Source organism: Allorhodopirellula heiligendammensis (genome assembly GCF_007860105.1).
In the GTDB taxonomy this organism is placed as follows: Bacteria; Planctomycetota; Planctomycetia; order Pirellulales; family Pirellulaceae; genus Rhodopirellula; species Rhodopirellula heiligendammensis.
On sequence record NZ_SJPU01000002.1, the window covers coordinates 247644 to 271154 of the forward strand.

Below are 23511 nucleotides of genomic sequence, written 5' to 3' on the forward strand. Positions count from 1 at the left end.
GGTAGGATGAGATCGCTGTCCCGTCCGTAACCGATCCACTCACTTGTAGCATTGTACCGGACTGACGTCGCGGCAATACGCTGCCGTGCTAACTCCACTGTTGATTATGGACGCGTCAGCGACGATGATACGGCTTCGCTCTGGCGGAATTCTCAACACTCCCAATGATCATCCTCGCGTTTTCGGTTCGTCTAATATGAAGTTCTTGGTTGCAATCGCTCTCATCTGGCATATCGGTCTTGCTGGCGACCTTGTCCTCGGCGAGCAGCCCGACGCTGCTGATCGCGAGGTTCAGTCAGACGTGCCGCACGGCAAAGTCACTTCGGGGGTGTTTGACCAAAGCCAAATCTTCCCGGGCACGACACGTGATTACCGGGTTTATATGCCCGCTCAGTACGACGCTAAAAAGCCGGCGAGCTTGATGGTGTTCATGGACGGAATTAACTACGCCAAAGAGAACGGCGCTTTCCGCGTTCCAGTGGTGTTTGACAATTTGATTGCCAAGGGTGAGATGCCGGTCACCGTCGCCGTGTTCGTAAATCCAGGCACGATCAACGCCACGAAGCCGGGCGCCCGTAATCGTAGCAACCGCTCCTTCGAATACGATTCACTGTCGGACCACTATGCAAACTTCTTAGTAAATGAGTTTCTGCCAGTGGCGTTGGAGGGCCTTGAAGTCTCGGACGATCCGCAGCATCGGGCGGTGTGCGGTATCTCGTCAGGTGGTATCTGTGCCTGGACCGTCGCATGGGAAAAGCCAGATCAGTTTGGCAAGGTGCTCAGCAATATCGGCAGTTTCACGAACATTCGCGGCGGTTGGGCCTACCCCGGCTTGATCCGTAAAACCAAAGACAACCCGAAACCGATCAAGGTCTACCTGCAAGACGGTAAAGATGATCTGAACAATCTGCATGGCAACTGGCCATTGGCCAACCATGACATGGCTGCAGCACTGCGGTTCGCGGGTTATCAGAGCAAGCTCGTCTTTACCGAAGGTGGCCACTCCGGTCATCACGCGGGCATCGAACTTCCATCTGCCCTGCGTTGGCTATGGGACGAGGATGCTGAGAGTGATCAACCGGAGAACCCGCAAACGAAACCCGAATGGCAACCTGCCCCCGAAGCGGTTCGCCGCGACGATGTCCCGCAAGGCGAGCTCATCAAGATGCCGGAATGGGAATCAAAAATTTTTAAAGATACGATCCGGGACTGGTGGATTTACGTTCCAGCGCAGTACAACGCCAACCAGCCCGCGGCACTGATGGTATTTCAAGACGGCCAACGGTTTGGCGACGAGCAAGGTCGCTGGCGAGTGCCCATCGTGTTTGACAACTTGATTGCTCAGGGGGAGATGCCACCGACAATTGCCGTGTTGATCAACCCTGGTCACGATAAAAATCGAAAACGTGTCAAGAATAAATCGTCTAACCGCAGCCTCGAGTATGACGGTCTCGGCGATCGTTACTCGCGATTTCTGCTAGAGGAAATCTTGCCAGAGGTAGAGCGAAAATACAACATCTCTGACGATCCGAAGATGCGTGCTATCGGCGGTTCAAGTTCGGGAGGGATCTGCGCGTTCACGGCAGCCTGGGAACGCCCGGACAGCTTCTCAAAGGTGTACTCAAGTGTCGGCAGCTTTACGAACCTGCGTGGCGGGAATGTCTATCCGGCGTTAGTGCGGAAGACGGAACCGAAACCGATCCGCGTCTACATGGCCGATACGAGCGGAGATATCGACAATGCGTTTGGTAGCTGGCCGTGGGCGAACCAACGGATGGCTTCGAGTTTGCAGTACATGGGATACGACTCTCGTTTTGACTGGGCAGAGGGCTACGCCCACAATGCGGACTATGGCAGCTCACGGTTCCCCGACGCGATGCGCTGGCTGTGGCGCAGCGAAGCCCACACCCCATCGATCGACACGCAGGATGACCTGCGTGGCGACTTGACGCTTTTGAACTTATTGATTCCTGGTGAGACATGGGAGATCGTGGCCGACAAGCTTGGTTTTGCCGATGCAACCTGCACTGATGCAGACGGCAATTTCTATTTTTCAGACATGCGTGCTCCCGCGATCTACAGTGTCCCTGCGAATAATCAAGGGGAGCGTGAAACGCTCGCCCCTGTCGCAGTGAGTGGTCTGGAGTTCGGTCCTGACGGGACATTGTATGGCTGCCAGGGAGCACAAAAACGCGTGATTGCCGTCGACACGAAAACGGGTGAGATTCGCAGCGTGGCAGACGGTGTAGCGCCCAACGACCTCGCGGTGACGGATGACGGAATCATCTTGATTACGGAAACGAGGGCTCAACAAGTAACCCGTATCGATCCGGCATCCGGCGAAACGACTGCCGTCGATACCGGGATCACACGCCCCAACGGTATCGTTCTGTCACGCGACGGGGGGACGCTGGTGGTGTCCGACCATGGTGGCGAATTCACTTGGACATTCCGCGTAGCGGCGGATGCGTCGCTCGATGCCAAACTGCCGTCGATGACAATGCGGTTGCCGATCAATCCGGACGGTGAGTTTAGGTTTAACGAGCCGCCGCCTTACCTATCCGCGTCGCGCGGCGATGGGTCCGCGGTCGATAAGTCCGATAGATATTACGTGACCAGCGCGGTCGGCATCGCAGTCTTCGATCCGACGGGACGTTTGTGCGGGGTACTTCCCAGCCCCAATCCAGCCAAACCGGTTACCAGCTGCGTATTGGCGGGACCCGGGCATGAGTATCTTTACGTCACCAACGGCGACACCGTTTATCGCCGTCATCTCAAGGTGAAACCCGCATCGCGAGATTGAGTTTAACGATTGTGGTGTATTTCGTGATTTCAAATGTGGAATTTGGCGAAACACACTCGCTAGGCGAGAGATCAACTTCTGCAACGACAAATTCCCGTCGATAGCAACACACGACGACCCTCACTGGTGCTCTTTGCGCCAGCGGCTGATACGTTGCGGCACTGAAAAGAATCGAATGAGTGGCCAAGGATCTTGTGAACGATCCTCGCACTGCCAGGACCTTCGACAAGATCCACACGAGATTCATCTGCGACGAAACATGCGGACACGGGGGTCCGACGTCGAATTCTATCTCGAGTGAAAACGAGCGGTTCATATCGCGGGCGGCGAAATGATGAACGAGTTTGCTAGTGAGCGGCGAGATTCGCCATCTAAGACACGCCCCAGTAAGGATGCTTTTCCATGTCAGTTGTCTTGTACCGCTGCCGAAAATTATTAATTGCAGCGTTTCCCGTGCTCGCAATTGCGGGACTTTCACCGGTACCCGCAGGTGCTCAAGGAATCAGCGAGAGCGGTTTGGAAACCGTATTTGTGCAGACCAATGCTCAGGACTCCGAGAGTGTCGCGGAACTGTCGAATCCCAACTCGTCTGCCGATCCGTCGGAGCTACAACAGCCAGCGAGTGACGACGACTTCGATCCAACGGACCAACAGCTAGAGTCGTCTTACCAAACGATGCCTTCAGCTGGGTCGAGATCCTCAGGCCCGGCGTGCCTGTCGGCTGCAGAGGTCAAGGAGAAACAAGCTGCCGCGATGGCGCAAATGAAGAACGCCTATGCGGGTGTATTCTACGCCAACAACTTTTCCTATCTCGAAGATCCCTACTACAACGGACCGAGGTTCTTTTCAGATCATTTCAAGAACATGCATACACGCTACGGTACGCTCAGCCTCGGGGGCGAGTCTCGGTACCGGTATCATAATGAACGCAATTTTCGCGGTCTCGGCATTACTGGGAACGATGATACGTTTTGGCTGACACGAAACCGGTTGTATGCTGATTGGCATATCAACGAAACATTTCGGGTGTATGCAGAAACACTCGATGCGAATTCGGGAGGCGAAGTATTCGCACCACGCCCCATCGAGGAGAATGACTTTGACATTCAAAACCTGTTTGTCGACGTCAAGCTTCTCGACGGCCCCGATGGCTCCCTGACGGCGCGGATCGGTCGCCAGGAGTTGCTTTACGGTGCCCAGCGCACTGTTTCGCCACTGGACTGGGCAAATACCCGTCGAACATTCCAAGGTGTGCGTGGATTGTATAAAAAAGGCGATACTTCGATCGACGCGTTCTGGACAGAATTAGTGCGTGTCGATCCGAAGGGTTCCGACGACGTCAGCTCGCAGATTCAGTTTTATGGGACCTACCTGACGAAGCAGGATACCGCATTGGGGACGCTGGAGTCTTACTACCTCGGATCCGACAATCATATTGCTGGATTCAGTGAACACACCATCGGTAGCCGCGTCAGTGGCGCAACCGAGCGAGGTACTCTTTATGATTTTGAAGGTGCCTATCAGTTCGGTTCCGACGCCACACCGGACCGACATTCGGCCGGATTCTTTACCGCCGGGCTGGGACGTAACATTGAGACCAATCTTTTCAGTCCAACGGTATGGTGCTACTGGGACCACGCCTCCGGGGAAAAGGACTTCAACGAAGTCAGTGTCGGTGACGGGGGCTACGACCACCTCTATCCGCTCGCTCACAAATACCTGGGTTTCATGGACTTGTTTGGTCGCCGCAACATCGACGACTTCAATGTGCTGGCACAGACGCCGTTGACGGAAAAAATCTCGTTGATTTTATGGTATCACTATTTCCGCTTGGTCGAAGAAACCACGCCTTACAGCGTCGTGATGACACCGTACAACGATACCACACAGGCCCAATCAAAGGACCTGGGACACGAAATTGACGTACTACTTAATTACAACGTCAATCCGCGGAACAACGTTGTCCTGGGATACTCGCACTTCAATGCCGGCGACTACTACGAGACGCCCGGGATCCGTCCCGCCAATGCCAACAACAACGCGGACTTTTTCTACTTCCAATACACGACTCGCTATTGAACGTAAAGCAGCTCGGCGCCCCATCCGCCGTGGGAGTACCGCGGCGTAAAGCGGTAAATAGGAACTGGCAGCCGTGAACATGCCAAGGGGCGAGTACGACGCTGCCGCTCTCACGCGCAAGCGTCCCGATGCGGTATGCCTCAGTACTTTCCGTTGGTCCCAAACATCTCTTTCTTAGAGGGTCTGGGACGTCTCCGGACGGTATTATCGGGCTCTCCTGTCACGCGGTCAAATTCATCAGGAGTTCGTTTACTGGGAAGATAGTCGCCGGTTTGCGTTGTCCAAGTGTCCATAGCGGATCGAAGTCGAGATTGTATTGCCGCGTAGGCTGGGTCACCGATGACGTTGTTCTGCTCACCAGGATCGCGCACCAAATCATAGAGCTCCCACCTGGCCCGAGGCGTGCGAAAACACGCTTGCTGTGCTGGGGTGAGTTGGCCGGCGGCTTGCAATTTCAACATACTTTGCCATGACAACCCGCGTCCCGCATCTGCCGACGGCGTCGCCGGCAGATCCACGTAGTCATTGCGGATGAGTTTGAATCGCTCACCGACGACGCAGCGTGCGTGGTCTTCGTAATCGTGCCAGTGGTCTTCCGCGAATGCGTACCGCCGCGCTGACACGGTCGGGTCGGCGAGCACCGCTGCGAAACTCTTACCCTCCGTCGATCTCGCGGCCGTACGCAGTCCCGCGAGCTCCATCAGGGTGGAGGCAATATCAACCGAGCTGACCACGGCATCGGTTGTTTTCCCGGCAGCAACCTTTGCTGGCCAGCGAACGATCCAAGGAGTGCGAATGCCACCGTCGTAAAGTGTGGTTTTGTCGCGTGGAAAGGGACGTCCGTTATCGCTGATGAATAACACTAGGGTGTTGTTCGCAATGCCCTGCGACTCCAGTTCACTCATCACCTTGCCCACGTACCCGTCGAGTCTGCCGATTTCGTCGTAGTACAATCGCAAGTCCTCCCGGACGTCGGGAGTATCGGGTAGATGCTCTGGCACGATCACATCGGCGTGGGAGTGCGGCGGGTCGAGTGCACCATCGTGATACTCGCGGTGAGGGTCGAGTGACGCCAACCACATGAAGAATGGTTTAGATTGGTCGCGCTGCTGCAGAGCGAGCTCCCAGTCCTCGCAGCCACTGGGCTGTGCAGCGATCATCTCGACGGGCTCGCCCTGCTCCCCAGACGGCAGCACGAAACCTGCGGTAGAGGCTTCGTAAATGCGGTCAAATTGGCCGCGGATGGCATCGCCCATGTGCCATTTCCCTGCCGCGGCGGTGTAGTAACCCGATGCTTTTAATTTTCCCACAAATGTCTCGGTGCCCGCCGGAATGGGCCAGTGCAACTGCTCCGCACCGGTGTTGTGAGGATACTTGCCCGTAATAATGCTTGCTCGCGAAGGACTACACGAGTTAGTCGTCAGATAGGCGTGATGAAACAGCAAACCCTCGCTGGCAAGTTTGTCGATGTGGGGTGTGCGAATGGCGGGGTGACCGTAGGCTCCGCAATCATTCCAGTTCATATCGTCAGCAATAATCAGAACGAGATTGGGACGCTGTTCGCCCACCGTGCCTGCGGCCGCCGCAGGACTAGCCAGCGCGAAAATGGCGAACAACGCGAGGGCGAACAGGGCCCCGCTCAAACACGCCCTCCGCTCATTCGACAGGACGCGAGGGGCTGCGGACTGTGGGAAATTTGGGACGGGAACCTGAGGGACTGGAACTTGGGGGACAGTCGATTTTTGTGAGAGGCTCGACCGCCCGCCGACGGTGTCAGTCCAGCCAGGCGGTGCGTGCGATGACATCAATTTCATGGGGAGCTGCGTGGGATGAATGGATGGATGCGAAAGTCGAGCCTGCGAGTGGAATCCAGATCGTTTGGGCTGGCTCCGTATCCGAGCATAGCGGATTTACGATCGCCCCCCAGACCGACGCTCCGCAAATCTCGGCGGATGAGCAGCGGCAATTGTAATACTGGGGTGGCGAACAAACCGAGAAAATGCGTACCAGGGGGGCAATCGTTCTCCACTGCTCTCTGCGGCACCGCCGCAGTGCCGCTTTTGACTGTTTGCCGTATGAAATCGACCTCGTTCCACCTGCTAGCATTCCTGCTACTGACGGGCTGCGTTTTACTGACTCAGACTGGCTGTCTTGGGTTGCTCAGCAATTTCATGCATGCCGTCGGTGCCGACCGCATTCCCCCAGAATACGATGGATTCGAAAAGTCCAAAGTCGCAATCGTGACGATGACCGACCAGAGTCAATATAGTGACGATGTCGCCGCACGATTGTTGACTCGCAAAGTCAGCGACATTCTGTCGATGGAGGTCAAGGAGATGGCTTTGGTCCATGACGAAGCCATCCAGCAGTGGCGTGATACGCACGGTTGGGAAACCATTGACTATTTAGAGATGGGGAAGGATATCAAGGCCGAGAAGCTGCTCTCCATCGAAATGACAGACATGCGATTGCGTGATGGGGCGACCCTGTACCGTGGCCGCGCGGCAATTGTGTTGACCGTGTACGACATCGCCGCCGAAAAAGTCGTCTTCCGTAAGGAAATTGACGAGTTCACCTATCCGACTCAAGCCGGTCAGTACACGAGCGAAACCACGGAAACCAAGTTCCGCAAACTGTTTCTCAGCATGCTAGCCAAGAAGATTGGGCGCACGTTCCATTCCTACGATTTCGCTGATACCGTAGCCCTCGACGCATCGTTGGCGAGCCAGTAAACACCCGCGGAGCGATCCCCCCCACAGTGACGTTCACGAGAACGCGGGAGCCAAGAACTAGCAAGTTCCGCAGATTCAGCATGACACGCACGCCGGTGTCGATCGGGTCGCACGAAATCTGTGGCCAACCGGTGCGATTGTTTCGAGCGAGAATGCCGGTCGTGTAGTCGACAACGCGATGGCTATTGGGAACAATAGCAGGGATTCATATCCGCATTTCCTATCCCAGAATTTCTCGCATGACAAATACGGCTCGCCACGAACTCGTCGTCTTGGGCGGCGGTCCCGCCGGTTATGTCGCCGCCATCCGCGCCGCCCAGCTCGGTATCGACGTCGCCTGCATTGACGAAAATCCCCGGTTTGGTGGTACCTGCCTACGTGTGGGCTGCATCCCCAGCAAAGCGTTGCTGGAATCCAGCCATGTCTATGAAGAGGCTCAACACCGCATGCGTGATCACGGTGTGAAAGTCAGTGGCGTTGAGCTCGAACTCGATGTGATGATGTCACGCAAGGAGAAGATCGTTGACGCGCTGACCGGCGGGATCGACATGCTGTTCAAGAAAGGGGGCGTCACCGCTTACCGCGGCCGCGGGAAACTGCATGGCGCTGAGTCAATTGAGATCGCCCCCGTCGAGGGCGCCGATCCGGACCAGCCCAAGATAATCGAAGCCGACCAAATTTTGCTTTGCCCAGGAAGCATCCCCGCTCGTCTGCCCTCGATCGAGGAAGATGGTGATCGGATCGGCAACAGCACCACCGCGTTGTCATTTCCTGAAGTTCCCGAAATCCTCGTGGTCATCGGTGGCGGGTACATCGGTTTAGAGCTCGGCAGCGTTTGGAATCGGCTAGGGAGCCGCGTGATCGTGCTGGAGGCACTCGATCGAGTGCTACCCGGACTGGACAACGAGATGGCCAACCTCGCCCACCGTGCCTTTAAAAAACAGGGGATCGAGTTCCGCACCAGCACCTTGGTGTCATCGGCACGGGTCGATACCACCCAGTCCAAACCCTGTACGATCGAGATCCAAGGTGGCGAGCCGATTTACTGTGACCGTGTATTGCTGGCCACCGGACGCTGGCCAGCTACGGATGACCTGGGCTTGGCCGCCGCAGGCGTGCAAACGGATCGCCGTGGATTCATCGAAGTCAACGAAAACTTCCAAACGAGCGTACCAGGGGTATATGCGATCGGCGACTGCATTGGTGGTGCCATGCTCGCCCACAAGGCGATGGAAGAAGGCATCGTGTGCGTCGAACGCATGGCAGGTATCGCGGCAGAAATGAATTACGATGTGATTCCTGCGGTCGTGTACACGCACCCCGAAATTGCAATGGTGGGGCAGACCGAAGAACAACTCAAAGAGGCTGGGATCGCGTACAAGAAGGGCGTCTGCCCTCTCGGTGCCAACGGCCGCGCCCGCACCCTCGGTGATATCGATGGACGTGTGAAGATTCTCGCTGACGAAGAGACCGATCGCGTTCTCGGCGTGCACATCATCGGTCCCCGCGCAGGTGATCTGATTGCCGAAGCCGCCGCCGCAATGGAATTTGGAGCCAGTAGCGAGGAGATCGCTCGCACCTGCCACGCTCACCCCACACTCTCTGAAGCAGTTCACGAAGCCGCCCTCGCCGTTGACGATCGAGCGATCCATACCGCATAAAGATCACCCATCGTTTTCGCTCACCCTTTTTTCCACGCCCTACGCATGTCTTCCAGCAACGACGATTCCGCCGTGCCTAACGACGAACCGATGTTCATCATTGGGTGGCGGGAGTGGGTAGGATTACCCGAACTCGGAGTCGGGCGGGTGAAAGCAAAAATTGATACAGGCGCGCGATCGAGCTCCATCCACGCGTTTGATGTGGAGACTTACGTCGAAAATGAAGTCGAACGCGTGCGGTTCTCAATTCACCCGGTGCAAAATCGAGACGACGTGTTTGTCAATGCGGATGTGCCCATCCTGGAGCGGCGACACGTTCGTAGCAGCAACGGTGACGTCGCCGAGCGCATCGTGATCCGCACCCCACTGGCCATCTTGCAGCGGCGTATCATGGTCGATTTAACACTAGCGAATCGTGATGCGATGGGCTTTCGCATGTTGGTCGGACGCGAGGCCGTTCGCAAACGTTTTCTAGTTGATCCCGCCGCCTCTTTCTTGGCCGGCCGCCGGCACCGCCGAAAAAAACACCATTGATTGCAAAGCATGAAACGTAAGTTCGTTCCCTCCGTTGTTGTTCTGCTCGCTGCAGGGTCCGGATTGGTGGTCATTCCGGCATGCCGGAAATCGCCCGCTCCCAACGTCCCAACGCTGGCAGCAAGCGATGCTGCGAAATCGGCACCCGACGACGGACCTGCGTCAGTAACTATTCCTGGCGCACAAACTGTCACGGACGCGAAAGGAAATATCGTTCAGCTGGATTTGCGTCAATCGAGCGTGGATGACGAGGATCTCCAGTCGCTGGTAAACCTGCCATTTTTGAAGGTGCTTAAACTATCGGGTAAGGACGGGAAGTCCACCGTGACTGACGCAGGCCTGGGACCGGTCGGGAAATTGCCTCAGCTCAAGGTGCTCGCACTCGACTTTCTGCCGATTTCAGGCGTCGGTCTCCAGCAGCTCGCTAGCCTGGATCAACTTCAGGAACTCTATCTAGCACACACGAACATCGACGATGAGTCGACGATCGCACTCAAGAACTTTCCCAAGCTGAAAAAATTGCGTTTGGCTGGCACTCAAATTTCGGCTGAGTCGGCCAGTCGGATGGTGGATTTGAGTGAACTGATTGACATTGATGTCAGCGAATGCGAGTGGATTGACGATGTTGCGGCGGAAGAGTTTTCGAAACTGCCCAAGCTCGAAAAATTGAACCTCTACAGCACGATCGTGGGCAATCCCGGTGCGATTTCACTGGCCAACTGCCCCACGCTGACTTGGCTGAACCTTGACGCCACCCCTGTTTCCGACGCAGGCTTGGCCGGGGTCGGCAAACTCACCAAGCTAAAGTTCTTGCATCTTGGTTCAACACAGATCACCGACGAAGGATTGCCGCGATTAAAGGCGCTCGTCAATCTAGAGAAACTAGTTGTGACACGAACAAAGGTCACTCAGGAAGGCGTCGACGAGCTCCGAAAATCGCTGCCCGATACCGAGATTCAACTCGAATACATCTCTCCTGAGTAAAGTCGGGAATCGCTCCGCCGATCCAACGCGTGCGTCACTCCCACCATCCAACGCGTCCCCATCAGAGGATTCGCGGGCACAGCATAAAGCCTGTCATCGCATCGCGGTGAGTGCACATGATCTCGTCCACAGACAACACGCCGATCCAACATCTTGAGCGGCCCAGATTCCACGTCTTGCTCGCAAGCCGTATCCGATCTTCGGATCGTCGAAGTGAGTCGTGATGATCCATCACTTCCGTTTCGGCTGCGACGAAGTCGTTCTGGACGGCGGCGTGTGCACCTTGAGGACGGGAATGTCTTCAGAGGCAACCAGCGTTCCGGTGCCGTCAGCGGTGACCTCGGAAACGCCACTCTCAGCAACATCGGTTTGCCAGGCAGTGACGGGTTCTCCGTGCAAATTCGTGTGAACACCTTCGCCGGAAGATGGCGGCGTCATGCCAACCCGAGGCTTGAAGAATTTCCCTAACGGACTGACCAAGATCGCAGGCAGGAGGACCAGGTCACCGATCAGCGCGGCTGCTAACATCACCAGCATCAGTGTTCCGAAACGCTGTGTCGGCGTGAACGTCGATAGAGCGAAAACGAACAGTCCGAGCCCCCCCACGATGGTCGTTTGGGTCATTGCAGGCCCGACCTTGCGGTAGGTCTCAATCACAGCTTCATAGCGAGATTTCCCTTCTTCGAGAAACTGTCGAAACCAACTCAAAAAGTGAATCGTATCATCGACCGCCACCCCCATTGCCACCGACGCGGTCATCATCGTGCCAATATCGACGGCGATCCCACCGAGCCCCATGAGTCCAAAAATCAGGATGACTGGAAATAGGTTTGGGATCATCGAGATCATACCCGCCATCACGCCGTCGAAGAGGTTTCGCGGTTGGAGCCACTGCGACGGAAAACTGCCGGGATTGAGCAGCACCACCATGACCAGCGCAATCAATACGAACGCCATCATGATCGACTCGACTAAACTCCCCAACAAAGTTCGCTGAGCCTTGTAAACCACTGGCACCACGCCGGTGAAGACGACCTGAGGTGAGATCGCCTGCTCGACGTCGAATACGGGCACTTGGCGATCGCCTTGGGTAAAGCGAACGGCATTGGGATTAATATGATCCTGGGGAGTTGCCGGAACTGCGACGATGCTCTTGCCAATCGGTTGGGCGGCGATTTCATCGGCATGGATAATGGTCTTGGCGGAGGCCAACCACTCTGATGCCTGCGACGCAGGACCGAGATGCAGCGGTTTTTCGCCATCACGGCGACTTCTCAAAGACGCATCAATTCCACCTACCCAGATGACGGCATCAAATCCGCTGACGTAGCGTTCCCATTTAGGATCACCCGGCTTCATCTCTCGCGCTGGATCTCGGGGATCGCCCCACACTGGGGTCTTGATGTTTTCATTACCCAGCAACTCATGCAGGGTGCTCAGAAAAATGGCAGACTCGTTCGCGGTGCCATCGTCATTGACGAGGTCCGCGTCGATTAGGTTTTTCACCGAATTGCTGCCAACGACGAGCACACGCTGCTTCCCAGTCAAGCCGCCCTCGGATTCACTCAACGCGGCCAGTAGCGCCGCACGCGTCCGATAGGCCTCGAGTACTGGTGCGACGACATCACGGAGGTCGTTGATGAACAAGCCGTAGTCGTTGTCCGACAACGCGCTCACACGCAAACTCAGTCGCCACATTTCACTGCCCGCGAGCGGTCCATAGTCCTCGATCTTGACATAGTCACTGGCGAGGAGCTGGTCTTTTGCTTCAGCCAATCTCCGGTTCATCTGGCTGCGGACGACACTGTACCCATTGTTGACAACCGGCAGCGGTGGCAGGAAGGTGTCCATGCTCGATGCTTGGCCCACTTCACCGCTCCCCTCTTCTCCGAGCGTCCGGGTGACCGCCACGCGAATTCGGCTAACCGCTTCGATTCGCTCCAATAGGTCCAGCGAAATCGGGTCCACGCGATCCTCGCGACTGGCTTCACTCGATAAGCCGCCATTGCGGCTGTGGTTCGCTTCTCCAGAGTTCACTGACAACGTCGTGCTCTTGCCTTCACGCTGCAGTTCAACTGGCATCCTCACGACGATCTCCATCGGCACGAGTTTCCCAAAGTTCTCCTCCAACCAGGCGTAGTCCCGAAGGATGCGCGCGTTCGAGTCGAATAGTTTGAGTAACTGCACCGAGGTGCGGATATTCAGCAGACCAAACGACGCGACGATCATCACGGTGATACACGTCAATGCCACCACACGATAATTGCTGGAGATGAATCGGCCAAAAGCCGCCCACCACGCCGCCAGCTCCAACTGAGCGGTCACTGGGAATGCAGCGTTAGGGTCGGGACCAGTAGCCCCGGAGTCAGCGGCGGGCTTCGACTTTGAATTTGACGTATCTCTCCGCTTCTCATCGGTGAACTTAGGGGCAAAAACCTCAAGGGCAGCAGGCAGATAGGTGAACAAGATCCCCAGGGTGGCGACCACCCCGATGGCGGAATACAAACCGAAGTTGCTGATCGGTTTCAAATTGCTCGTGTATAGCGAGCCCAACCCAATCGCTGTGGTGACCGCTGCGAGCGTACAGGGCAGCAGCGCGTGACGTAGGGCGCGATCGGCAGCACCACGCTGGCCGCCGACGCGAACCTCGTCGCGGTAATAGTTGATCACATGGATCGCGCCGGAAAGCCCAAGGACGTAAACCAGCGCGGGCATGCTTAGCAAAATGGCATCAACATGTCCGCCGGTCCAACCGACCATCGCCATCGCCAGCATTGCGGCGGAGCCACCGACAACGAACAGCATCGCAGTAACTTTGATACTGCGGAAACAGAAATAAGAGAGTGCGATGCCGATCAGAATGCAATATCCAATCAGCCGCACCAACGTGACAGTGCCTTCCTCGTCGATGGCAACATTGTCCACGGGAGGTCCGCCCATCCGCAGCGGTGGCATTCCGCCGACGGTCACAGGTGGCTCACGGTTGAATGGTGGCGGAGCCGTGGAGGGTGGCGACGGTGGATGAACTCCGCTTTGCTCTGCCAACGTCAGCAGTCGTCCCTGCGGGCTACCGAGCGTACCGCGACCAATCGCATAGGCCAGGTTGTCTTTGGCGAGATGCGTTAGCGTGACGAGCAAGCACGTCAGTCTCGGTGGTGGCTCAACCTCCATGGCATCGAATACCGCGTACCACGCCTCAGTTTGGATGGCTGTGATCGACGTGCTGATGCGGTCCACACTACCCTCGAGTCGGTCGTCGGCAAATTCCTGGAGCGTACGCGGAACAATCGCTTCGTACCCATCAGGTAATTGATCACGCCGCTCGACTGGCAACGCTGCCGCAAAACTTTCGGCCGTCCAGTCAAATCCAGGCGGCACGGCGGGGGCGAAGAGGCTGCCCGTGAGTCGTTCCATCGCACGGCGTCGAGCCACCCGAGCCCGCAACTCAGGCGCGGTGGTGTCGACCGGCCATAGCGCGCCACCTTCGGCGGACAACTCAGCAACGATCGTGGCACCGGTTTGCACGGTTTCAAAGAGAGGAGCGCACAATAGCGAGGGATCATTGTAGAACGCGTTGGTTTTGTGCGGTGTTGAGGGCTCGCCAAAGGCGGTAACCAACTGCCCCTTCAGCTCGTACAATCCAAGTGATTTTTTGATTGAGCGGAATAGGCCGGCCGGGCCATTGTTGGCCTCTTCCCAGCGGTACAAACGACCATCGGGGGTGATAAAGAACCAAGTTCCGTCGGCAGAGGCCAGCCATTTCTCGTCGCGTCCGCCCCAATTATCGAGACTCTTTCCTGGCGGCAGCAGTTCCAGCTCCTCACCAAGTTCTCGGGCCCGCACGCGAGCCCGACGCTCCGCCAAGGGCAACCCAGTGGCTTCGCCAGCATCTTCGTCCAGCATCTTGGAGCGAAAATCGGCGGACTCATAGAGCAGCTTGTTTTCCAGTAAATGCAGCCGCTGGTCACCCACCGTGCAACCCGGCCAGGTCGCCAAGACAAAGCTCTCGCCGGCAAAGTGCTCCGCGAACCAATCGAGTTCCGCCGTTTCCGGAAAGTCACTCGGTAACCAATCCTTGATGTCATTTTCTTTGTTTTGCAGCCCCATGCGTGCAGCACGAAAGGCTGACGGCAAAATGAAGAAAAATGCCATCAGCACCAGCAAAGCGACGCTGGTGCCCCAAGGGCCGGGGCGTTCTAACAGGGAACGCGAGGGAGAATTCGAGTTCATACGCGGCAGTGCAGCGGTAAAATGGAATTGCGGAGCAACCGACTGATGGATCGACAAACAACACAGGCTACCGCGAAACCGCTTGCAAAACCATTGGCATCTCTCCCAACGATCCTGAAATCGGTCTCATCATCGATCGGTCAAGCCGATCAGGGAAAATCAGCCCGATTAGGCAAACTGCGCAGTTCAGCTTCGGGCGCAGCACTCGCCCACCGCTGGATCCAGACCCTGCATAGTGAATCCCTACAGAGCTGTCCGCTGCGGCATCCGGCGTACGTATCGTGACAGCAGTCTCGCCACCGACCCGAACGCACGTTGCGACGCGCGGGTCCGCGGGTCCGCTACGATCTCCCGCACAATTTCACAAGCCGCCGCCATGGGAGAACGCTCGAAATCATCGAGCACGTCGATGAGATATTGATTCCAGGGTTCTCGTCGCCGCCCGAGTTTCGAAGCGGCGGCCAGACGCGGCGGCAACCTCCGCTCTAGCTTATCGCGGATGCGTTCATTTTCCTGCTGAAAACGATTTTCTGCAGCGTTCGCTTTCGAGGTCTCGACCATCGTCTTGGACTGGTCGTGCAAACGAAACATGGCGCCCACCGAAGGCGTGTACTGCACCCGCGAATGCTCGCTGAGATACCGCACGATCAGGTCCCAATCAAATCCATAATTGAGCGAACGGTCGATGCCGCCGCACCCCCGAAGCATACTCATGCGAAACCATAACCCCGGTTGGCTGAACGAATACCGATCGCAGCGGAGCATCGCGATGGCTGAGAGGTTCCGGTTCACCATTGTGGCATCACCGTTGGTAGGCGGTTGTCCTTGAGCGTCCTCCACGGCGACATTGAACGCATACAAATCGTATGAGCCATCAAATCGCTGGGCCAACTCGCAAAGTGTTCCCGGTGCGAGCCGATCATCGGAGTTGATCCAATTGAACAGTTCGCCGGTCGCCCGGTCGAGCCCCTTGCAAATGGCGTCAGACTGCCCGTCGTCAGGCTCGCGGATCACCTGTGAGATGTGATCAGCATAGTGATCGAGAACCTCGCCGCTGCCATCGGTACTGCCCCCATCGACAACGATGTATTCCAAGTTTGGATAGTTCTGTAGCAGTACCGAGCGAATCGTTTCCTCCAGAAACGCACCTTGATTGAAACTGGGGGTGACCACAGTGATTCGTGGCCATGTCGGCTGCGACGTGCTGGCGACTTGCACCTCGGCGGCGTCCCATGGCCAGCCACAGCGATTGTGCAGCGGCGCGGGAATCAGAGACTTCACGATGCACCCTCGAGAAAGGTCAGCAAAGATTGGAAATGCCGCTCGAATTCAAATTGTTCGAGATAGGCTTTCTCAGCTCGATCTCGATAGTTCGCATGATCCGCTAAGATTGTTTGGACGGCATCAGCGACCTCTTCAACACGATCGACACCGATACCACATTGATTCTCCGTCAGCACGCGAGCGATACTTGGATTGTCGACACTGATCACGGGCACACCACACCGCAAGTAGTGAGAAAGCTTGCCCGACGCACCCGCGAGTAATTGAAAGTTGGGTCCCAGGGTGCTGTCGTAGATCACCACCCCGATGTCCGCGGACGCGATCAACTCGTCGAGCTCGTCGTAGGGCACCGGTTTGGTCGAAATCAGCACGCGTCCCTCTCCACTGGCCACGATGTCCCGATAGTAGTGAGTTTGCAAATCAATGGGAGTGTGACTGTGAAAGACCAACACGCGATCTCTTGGCCACATCGCGGCTACGGCGGCGAGATCACTTGACCGCATTCCCTCGCAGATCGAACCGGCGTGCAAGATCACCCGCGTCGCGTCTTTCAATTCAAATTGTGAATGGAAACGCTGACGCGAGAGGTCGGCAGACGCTTCACCACGCGGAGAATTGGGGATCAACAGGGCCGGAACGCTCCCGGCTCTATTTTCTTCGCAAAGCGCCTGTTGTCGCTCGGTATCCTGGATCACGAGCACATTGGCTGCACGGTGATCGGCCCGCTCACGCCGCTTCGCCCGACGCCAGGCCGGGGCCCAAAAATCACGCAGAAACATGATCTCCAGCGACCAGTACACCAGCGGTACGTGGCGTGCAACTGCGAGTGGTCGAGCCGCGGCCAAACCCAGCATATCCACACCAATCACAGCGTCGTAGTCTCGCCCCTGCGTGGCGAGGGCCACCCCCTTCACAAAGCGATGTCGAGTCGTCCACGTACGCGGCGCCAGACCGGCCGTGATGGCATGAATACGATCTCGCGCCGCTTCCAATGATGACGCGAGTCGCGCTGGCAGAGCATGTTTGACTCGCGACCTCCAGGTTCTGGTATCGCACGAGGTTGGCGTCGCGGACTGAGCGCCGTGGCGGGCGGGTTGACCATCGGCGATCCGCAGCAACTCGACGTGAGCCCCCAGGTCCGGTGGTTGCGCAAAGTCGGCATCGGTGTCACGCATCACAATGTCGACGTCCCAACCATGCTCATCGAACAGGCGCGCGGCATTGATCAAGCTTGGCGCACAACCCAAATAGGTCTCGTGAAAGACAATCGCAATCCGTTGGCGGGCTTCAGTGGGGGGCACGGTATGTGGATCCATCTGCCCAGTATACGCAGGTGTGGCGCCCGGGTTTAGCACCGACTCATGACAACTATTTTCCCAGCGTGGCAAAAAACTATCGATGTTGTTGGAATCGCGTCTCCCAGAGTGTTTTCTCTGGCTATCCTACAAGAGTCGCCGAGTTGTTCCGTCGACGTCGATGACCAGAATTATTTCATTCAGTGGGCGTAGGTGCAATGGTTGAGATGCAGCGAGGGAGGCGCCGGAAACTCAATGTATTTTTAGCGCTGAGTGCAGGAGTCCTATCTCTCTTGCTCGATGCCGGCACGCTATCGGCGGCGGTGTTCGCCAATTTCTCGCCCGCCCGGCACGAACGTTTTCTAGTAGGGGATCCGGCCGACCCCGACCCCCTCAATCCGACTTTTTTGCTCGACCACACCAAAATTACTGGGGTGGGCCTATCGGCGGCGGTGTTGGTCACGCCACAGCATTTCCTGACCGCCACTCATGTTGGGGTATTCGACCCCACCTTTGTATCAGCCGATGGCGTCCGCCACACCTACGGAGCCCTGTCACGAACGGTCCTGCAGACGACGTTGACGTCAGATTTGACGCTGAGCAACGGCACTGTCTTGCCAGCAGGCAGTGTGCACGCGAGTGACCTATCATTGGTCCGCTTGGCCAGTCCTATATCTGCGGACGACGGGATCGCCCCAATGGCACTCTTTGGCGGTAGCCTCTCGTCGATTGTGGGACGCGATGTCAATTTATTTGTACAAAGCAACCGAGCGGGCAGCGACACAGCGAATTTCGTTCAACAGATTGAACTCAACACGGGAGCCATCACTGATGGGGTGGCCTATCGCTACGACAATCCACCGGGATTGCCCGCTTCGGACGAGTTACGTTTTTCTGGTGGTGATTCCGGTCGCGCCTCGGTAACACAGATCAACGGCCAATATGTCGTCGTGGGCACCCATATGGGGATCGGTACCGACAGCAACACCGGTGATTTCTACAGCATCGATAATTATGTGGTGCCCTATCTGGAACAAATCCAAGCAGTTGTTGCTCTGGACGGCTACCAAATCAACGTTGTCGCGGTCCCGGAGCCCGGGTCAACCGGGTTGATGGGGCTTGTCGTTGTCCTGGCGGTGATAGTGGTCAAGCAACGCACTGCTTTGGTCATGCGGAAACGTGAGTAAGAAAGCAATTGAGTTCAGCGAGATGGGCTCCATCTCCTTGAGCCCTCGGAGAGTCGCGGGTTTAGCCGCCGAGTCACTCATTCCGAGCATTCCTGCGGCGCATCAGCTAGTATTGGTATCTATCCGCTGACTCCGACGCATCATTCATGCTTTCGATGAAACCGTTTACTGTATTTCAAATGCGACTATTTCACCCGCGCAATATTTGCGTTTGCCTAGGACTGGTATTTTCGAATTCTAGTTTCGCCGCCGATCGAACACTGCCTACGGAAGCGGTCGAGTTTGAGACCCAAATTCGACCGATATTCAACGAGCACTGCGTAGCCTGCCACGGAGGAGTGAAACAGGCTGCTGATCTGTCGTTCATTCACCGAGATGCGGCCCTGGCGGTAATCGAACCGGGTGCCCCGGAAGACTCGCTGCTGATCGACCGGATCACCTCGGATGACGAATATGAAATCATGCCTCCCGCCGAGCATGGCGCGGCACTTTCCGCGGAGAACGTGGCGACGTTGAGACGCTGGATTGCTGAAGGTGCCCAGTGGCAACAACCATGGTCCTACGAAAAACCCACGGCACCTGCAATTCCCCCGACTGACCAGGACAACTGGTGCCAGAGCCCGCTGGACCATTTTGTGCTAGCGCGGTTGGAAGGGGAGGGCCTCTCGCCGGCACCGCCCGCCGAGCCGACGGAGTGGTTACGCCGGGTGACGTTCGACCTGACGGGACTGCCTCCCGCTGCGGTCGACGTGACTCGTTTCATCGCTGACCTTGAGTTAGCTGGTAGCGATGAAGCGAAGCATGAGAAGGTCTACACTTCGACGGTCGAACGTTTGCTGGGGTCACCTCAATATGGCGAGCGTTGGGCATCGGTATGGCTAGACCAAATTCGCTACGCCGACTCCAAAGGACTCGGACTCGATGGTCGCCGCGAGATTTGGAAGTACCGCGACTGGGTCATCGACGCATACAACAACGATATGCCGTTCGACGAATTCACGATCCGGCAGCTTGCCGGTGATCTGCTTGATGACCCTACTATCGAAGACCTCGTAGCAACTGCAGCCAATCGTTTGACGCAGTCCAATGATGAGGGCGGCACCGACGATGAAGAGTTCCGGGTTGCTGCGGTGCTCGATCGTGTCAGCACCGTGTGGCAAACCTGGCAAGGCATTACGATCGGTTGCGTGCAATGCCATAGCCACCCCTACGACCCCATCTCCCACGAGGAGTTTTACCAATCCGTGGCGTTCTTCAACAACACCGCCGACAGCGATTTGGGCGAAGAGTTCCCCGTCCTCCCCGTCCCGCTAGACAGTGACAACAACGAGAAGGCCGCACGGTTGGATCGGGAAATCCGCCAGCTCGAAGAGTCCCTGTGGGAGCGGGAAACCGATATTTTCTCAGCTGACAACGCCGACTGGCAGCCGATCACCGAACTCGTCGCCCAGGCGGATAAGGAAACGGACATTGATGTGGAAGTCCGCGATGGGATTACTGAGTTTTATACCACCGACACGCTGTCCAACGGCACAACGATCACCCTGACTGCCCACATGCCGTCCGACGTCGATACCCTCTCGGCGATCCGCCTGACATTGTCACCACGGAATCTCGAGACAGCAAAAGCCGATTCGGAATGGGGGTTCGTGCTATCCCAAATCCGGGCGAGTCTGCAGGTGCCCGGCCAGGATACCGTGGAGCTCAAACTGGCTCGAGTGATCGGAGATGAACCGCATCCGTTCAAGGATCCCGATCAGAGCCTGAACGAAAAATCGCGCGACGGCTTCGCTGCCTACACGCGTATTCACTATCCACGCACCGCAGTGCTCGTGCTAGCTACGCCTCTCTCGATTCCGGCTTCGGAGACCGAAAACGAGCCTATCGAGCTGAAACTGGAACTTCAGCACGGGGTGAACGCGCTTGGTGCCTTTGCCTTGGTATCTCGTCGGGGACATCTCGCAGTCTCCGGGGCGGCAAATTTGCAGGCTCAGCTCAATGCTGACGAGTTGGTCGCCGATCGCGAGCACCTCGCCGAAGTCAGCAGGCAGCGGGGAAAGATTGCGAGCACCAAGGTACCGATCATGCGCGAACGTCCCGCCTCGCTGAGTCGACCAACCCACGTGTTCATTCGCGGTCTGTTCTTGACCAAGGGAGATCAGGTCTCGCCGGGAGTTCCAGCCTCGATGCCCCCCTTAGCGAAACCGGATGCCGCCCCAGACCACTCGGATCCGACCCGACTGAGCTTGGCAAACTGGATCGCCAGCGACGAGAACCCCTTTACCGCTCGTGTGGCTGTGAACCGTGTGTGGGCACGCCTATTCGGGATCGGCATCGTAGCAACTGAGGAAGACTTCGGATCCAGTGGCGAGCGACCTTCCGATCCAGCATTGCTTGATCATCTGGCAACTCGATTCCAGGGTGATCAAGCTTGGAGCCAGAAGGCACTGCTACGCTCGATTGTGCTCTCGAGCACCTATCGGCAAGATTCAGCGAACCGGCCCAAAGTGAGTTCAAGCGACCCCGAAAATCGCTTGCTCGCCCGCGGCCCCCGATTCCGCTTGCCCGCCGAGATGGTCCGAGATGCGGCTCTGGCCGCTTCGGGACTGTTATCGGACAAATTGCATGGACCGCCGGTCCAACCGCCGATTCCTGATGGTATCTGGAAACCATTCGCCGGTGATCCTTGGAAGACTCCGGGGACCGACGACCCGGATCGATACCGGCGGTCGATTTACACCTATATCAAACGCAGCATCCCCTATCCGATGTTCGCCGCCTTCGACGCACCTTCGCGTGAATTTTGCACGCCCCGTCGATTGCGCAGCAATACGCCCTTGCAGGCCTTGACCACCTTCAACGACACCACGTTCGTCGAGTGTGCAAACGCCTTGGCGACACGCATGTTAGCCGAACACAAAGACATCGATGATCAACTGAAATTTGGATTCATCACGGTGACCTCACGCCAACCAAACAGCACGGAGCTCGCAGCGTTGAAGTCGCTTTACCAATCTTGTCTCGACGACGACGACACGCCTGTTGACGCCATGCAGGCAGTCTCGGCAGTCCTCTTGAACCTCGACGAAATCATGAGCAAATAAAATGTCCAAAAGAGAATCACTCCAGCAATCCGTCGTTCGCCAATCGCTTGAAAATACGACCCGACGGAACTTTTTGAACCAATGCGCCTCGGGCATGACGGCAGGCGTCGGAGGCTTGTGGCTAGCGTCTCAGATGGCAGGGACCGTTCAGGCAGGGTATCAGCCCCAGCATGCTGCCACCGATCCGCTGAGTTCACTGGCTCCACCGCGGCCTGCCAAAGTGAAGCGAGTCATTTACCTTCACATGGTAGGTGCCCCCAGCCAATTGGAACTGTTCGACTTCAAACCCGACCTCAACGCCCTCGATGGCAAGGAATGCCCTCAGTCATTTCTCGAGGGCAAACGGTTTGCTTTTATCAATGGTACGCCCCGCATGCTGGGTCATCAGTACAAATTTGATCGGTACGGAGATTGCGGCGCATGGGTCTCCGAAATGATGCCGCACACGGCTCAGTGTGTTGATCAACTTTGCTTTATCAAGACGATGCAAACGGACCAATTCAATCACGGTCCGGCTCAATTGCTCTGCCATACGGGAGCGACCGTGATGGGGTCACCCTCCATTGGGTCGTGGGTTACCTGGGGACTCGGCACAGAGAACGCTGACCTGCCGGGGTTCATTGTGCTGTTGTCAGGTGGCCGGCTGCCACGGGTGGGCAAAGCATTGTGGAGTTCCGGTTTCTTACCGTCAGTCTATCAAGGCGTGCAATGCCGTTCGCAAGGCGATCCCGTTCTCAACGTGTCCAATCCGCCCGGCGTTTCTCGATCCAAGCGACGGCGGCAACTCGACGCCCTCGACGTACTCAACCAGCAATCCTATGAGCAATTCGGCGACCCCGAAACGCTCACGCGCATCGCCCAGTACGAAATGGCATTTCGTATGCAAGTCGCTGCACCGGAAGTCATGGATATCACCAAGGAGTCGGCCGACACCTTATCAGCTTATGGTGCCGAACCAGGCAAAGAATCGTTTGCCAATAACTGTCTGCTGGCTCGGCGACTGGTCGAGCAGGGAGTGCGGTTCGTTCAATTATTTGACTGGGGATGGGACACCCATGGATCCAGCAAGAGCGAGTCGCTCAATCACGGTTTCCGGGATAAGTGTCAGCAGACTGACCAGCCCGTTGCGGCATTGTTGAATGATCTGCGTCAACGTGGTCTGCTCGAAGACACGTTGGTAGTTTGGGGCGGTGAATTTGGACGGACCCCGATGCGTGAAAATCGCGGTGGCGGCACGATGGCGTTCATGGGCCGTGATCATAGCCCTGACGCGTTCACCATTTGGATGGCAGGCGCTGGCATTAAACCGGGATTTACCTACGGTGAAACCGACCCGGTTGGCTATACCGCGACGACCAATCCCGTCCAGCTACGAGATCTTCACGCCACGCTGCTGCACCTGCTCGGTTTCGACTACCAACAGCTGTCATACCCATTCAAAGGGCTCGATCAAAAACTCACCGGAGTAAAACCCACCCGGTTGGTCAAAGAGATACTTAGCGATAACGCTTGAGTGGAAAGTGGTAGCTGACGTTCGGGGATCGAGCGGGGCTCCACTGCTGGCTCGCTTCGCCTCGATGACGACTATGGGGAGATGCTCTCTCCAGACTTCGCCAAG

The 23511-nt window shown here is 56.8% G+C and carries 14 protein-coding genes; 10 read left to right on the forward strand and 4 right to left on the reverse strand.

Annotated features, from left to right (window positions below; translation table 11 throughout):
• The first annotated feature begins 196 nt into the window (after window positions 1–196).
• Together Poly21_RS11260 and Poly21_RS11265 are read left to right on the forward strand one after the other, a co-directional pair.
• Window positions 197–2803 carry an alpha/beta hydrolase-fold protein gene (locus Poly21_RS11260; RefSeq protein ID WP_146407153.1) on the forward strand — a complete coding sequence of 869 codons (2607 nt, stop codon included), beginning with the start codon at window positions 197–199 and terminating at the stop codon, window positions 2801–2803.
• Window positions 2804–3205: 402 nt separating this feature from the next.
• Window positions 3206–4882, forward strand: a complete 1677-nt coding sequence (locus Poly21_RS11265; protein ID WP_302118675.1) for an alginate export family protein — start codon at window positions 3206–3208, stop codon at window positions 4880–4882.
• Window positions 4883–5022: 140 nt separating this feature from the next.
• Here Poly21_RS11265 and Poly21_RS11270 read toward each other — a convergent pair whose 3' ends face one another.
• A complete protein-coding gene (locus Poly21_RS11270; protein ID WP_146407154.1) occupies window positions 5023–6687 on the reverse strand; it encodes a sulfatase family protein in 1665 nt (554 codons plus the stop codon).
• Here Poly21_RS11270 and Poly21_RS27440 point away from each other — a divergent pair.
• The 5 genes from Poly21_RS27440 (at window position 6681) to Poly21_RS11290 (ending at window position 10793) form a co-directional block, all read left to right on the forward strand.
• Window positions 6681–6854, forward strand: a complete 174-nt coding sequence (locus tag Poly21_RS27440; RefSeq protein ID WP_302118677.1) for a hypothetical protein — start codon at window positions 6681–6683, stop codon at window positions 6852–6854. The genes Poly21_RS11270 and Poly21_RS27440 overlap by 7 nt on opposite strands.
• A 103-nt stretch (window positions 6855–6957) precedes the next feature.
• Window positions 6958–7614, forward strand: coding sequence for a hypothetical protein (locus Poly21_RS11275; protein ID WP_302118679.1), 657 nt, complete (start codon window positions 6958–6960; stop codon window positions 7612–7614).
• Window positions 7615–7853: 239 nt separating this feature from the next.
• A complete protein-coding gene (gene lpdA / locus Poly21_RS11280; protein ID WP_146407155.1) occupies window positions 7854–9275 on the forward strand; it encodes a dihydrolipoyl dehydrogenase in 1422 nt (473 codons plus the stop codon).
• A gap of 45 nt (window positions 9276–9320) precedes the next feature.
• Window positions 9321–9809: an ATP-dependent zinc protease family protein gene (locus Poly21_RS11285; protein WP_146407156.1), complete on the forward strand. Its 489-nt coding sequence runs from the start codon at window positions 9321–9323 to the stop codon at window positions 9807–9809.
• A 9-nt stretch (window positions 9810–9818) separates the two neighbouring features.
• Entirely contained in the window at window positions 9819–10793 is a 975-nt protein-coding gene (locus Poly21_RS11290; protein WP_146407157.1) for a leucine-rich repeat domain-containing protein, read from the forward strand.
• 231 nt (window positions 10794–11024) lie between these two features.
• Here the strand turns inward: Poly21_RS11290 and Poly21_RS11295 are convergent, their stop codons facing one another.
• The 3 genes from Poly21_RS11295 to Poly21_RS11305 form a co-directional block, all read right to left on the reverse strand.
• Window positions 11025–15023, reverse strand: coding sequence for an efflux RND transporter permease subunit (locus tag Poly21_RS11295; protein WP_146407158.1), 3999 nt, complete (start codon window positions 15021–15023; stop codon window positions 11025–11027).
• Window positions 15024–15266: 243 nt separating this feature from the next.
• Window positions 15267–16304 carry a glycosyltransferase family 2 protein gene (locus Poly21_RS11300; protein ID WP_146407159.1) on the reverse strand — a complete coding sequence of 346 codons (1038 nt, stop codon included), beginning with the start codon at window positions 16302–16304 and terminating at the stop codon, window positions 15267–15269.
• The gene (locus Poly21_RS11305) at window positions 16301–17608 is read right to left on the reverse strand and encodes a glycosyltransferase (RefSeq protein ID WP_302118681.1); all 1308 of its coding nucleotides are present in this window, start codon (window positions 17606–17608) and stop codon (window positions 16301–16303) included. The genes Poly21_RS11300 and Poly21_RS11305 overlap by 4 nt, the downstream gene beginning before the upstream one ends.
• A 221-nt stretch (window positions 17609–17829) precedes the next feature.
• On the opposite strand from Poly21_RS11305, the gene Poly21_RS11310 reads away from it, so the two are divergent.
• From Poly21_RS11310 to Poly21_RS11320, 3 genes are all read left to right on the forward strand, one after another.
• Window positions 17830–18789 (forward strand): PEP-CTERM sorting domain-containing protein, encoded by a 960-nt coding sequence (locus Poly21_RS11310; protein ID WP_302118682.1) that lies wholly within the window; start codon window positions 17830–17832, stop codon window positions 18787–18789.
• 179 nt (window positions 18790–18968) lie between these two features.
• Entirely contained in the window at window positions 18969–21893 is a 2925-nt protein-coding gene (locus Poly21_RS11315; protein ID WP_146408611.1) for a DUF1553 domain-containing protein, read from the forward strand.
• A 1-nt stretch (window position 21894) separates the two neighbouring features.
• Complete coding sequence (locus Poly21_RS11320) at window positions 21895–23406, forward strand: DUF1501 domain-containing protein (protein ID WP_146407162.1); 1512 nt, start codon at window positions 21895–21897, stop codon at window positions 23404–23406.
• The last annotated feature ends 105 nt before the right edge of the window (window positions 23407–23511 follow it).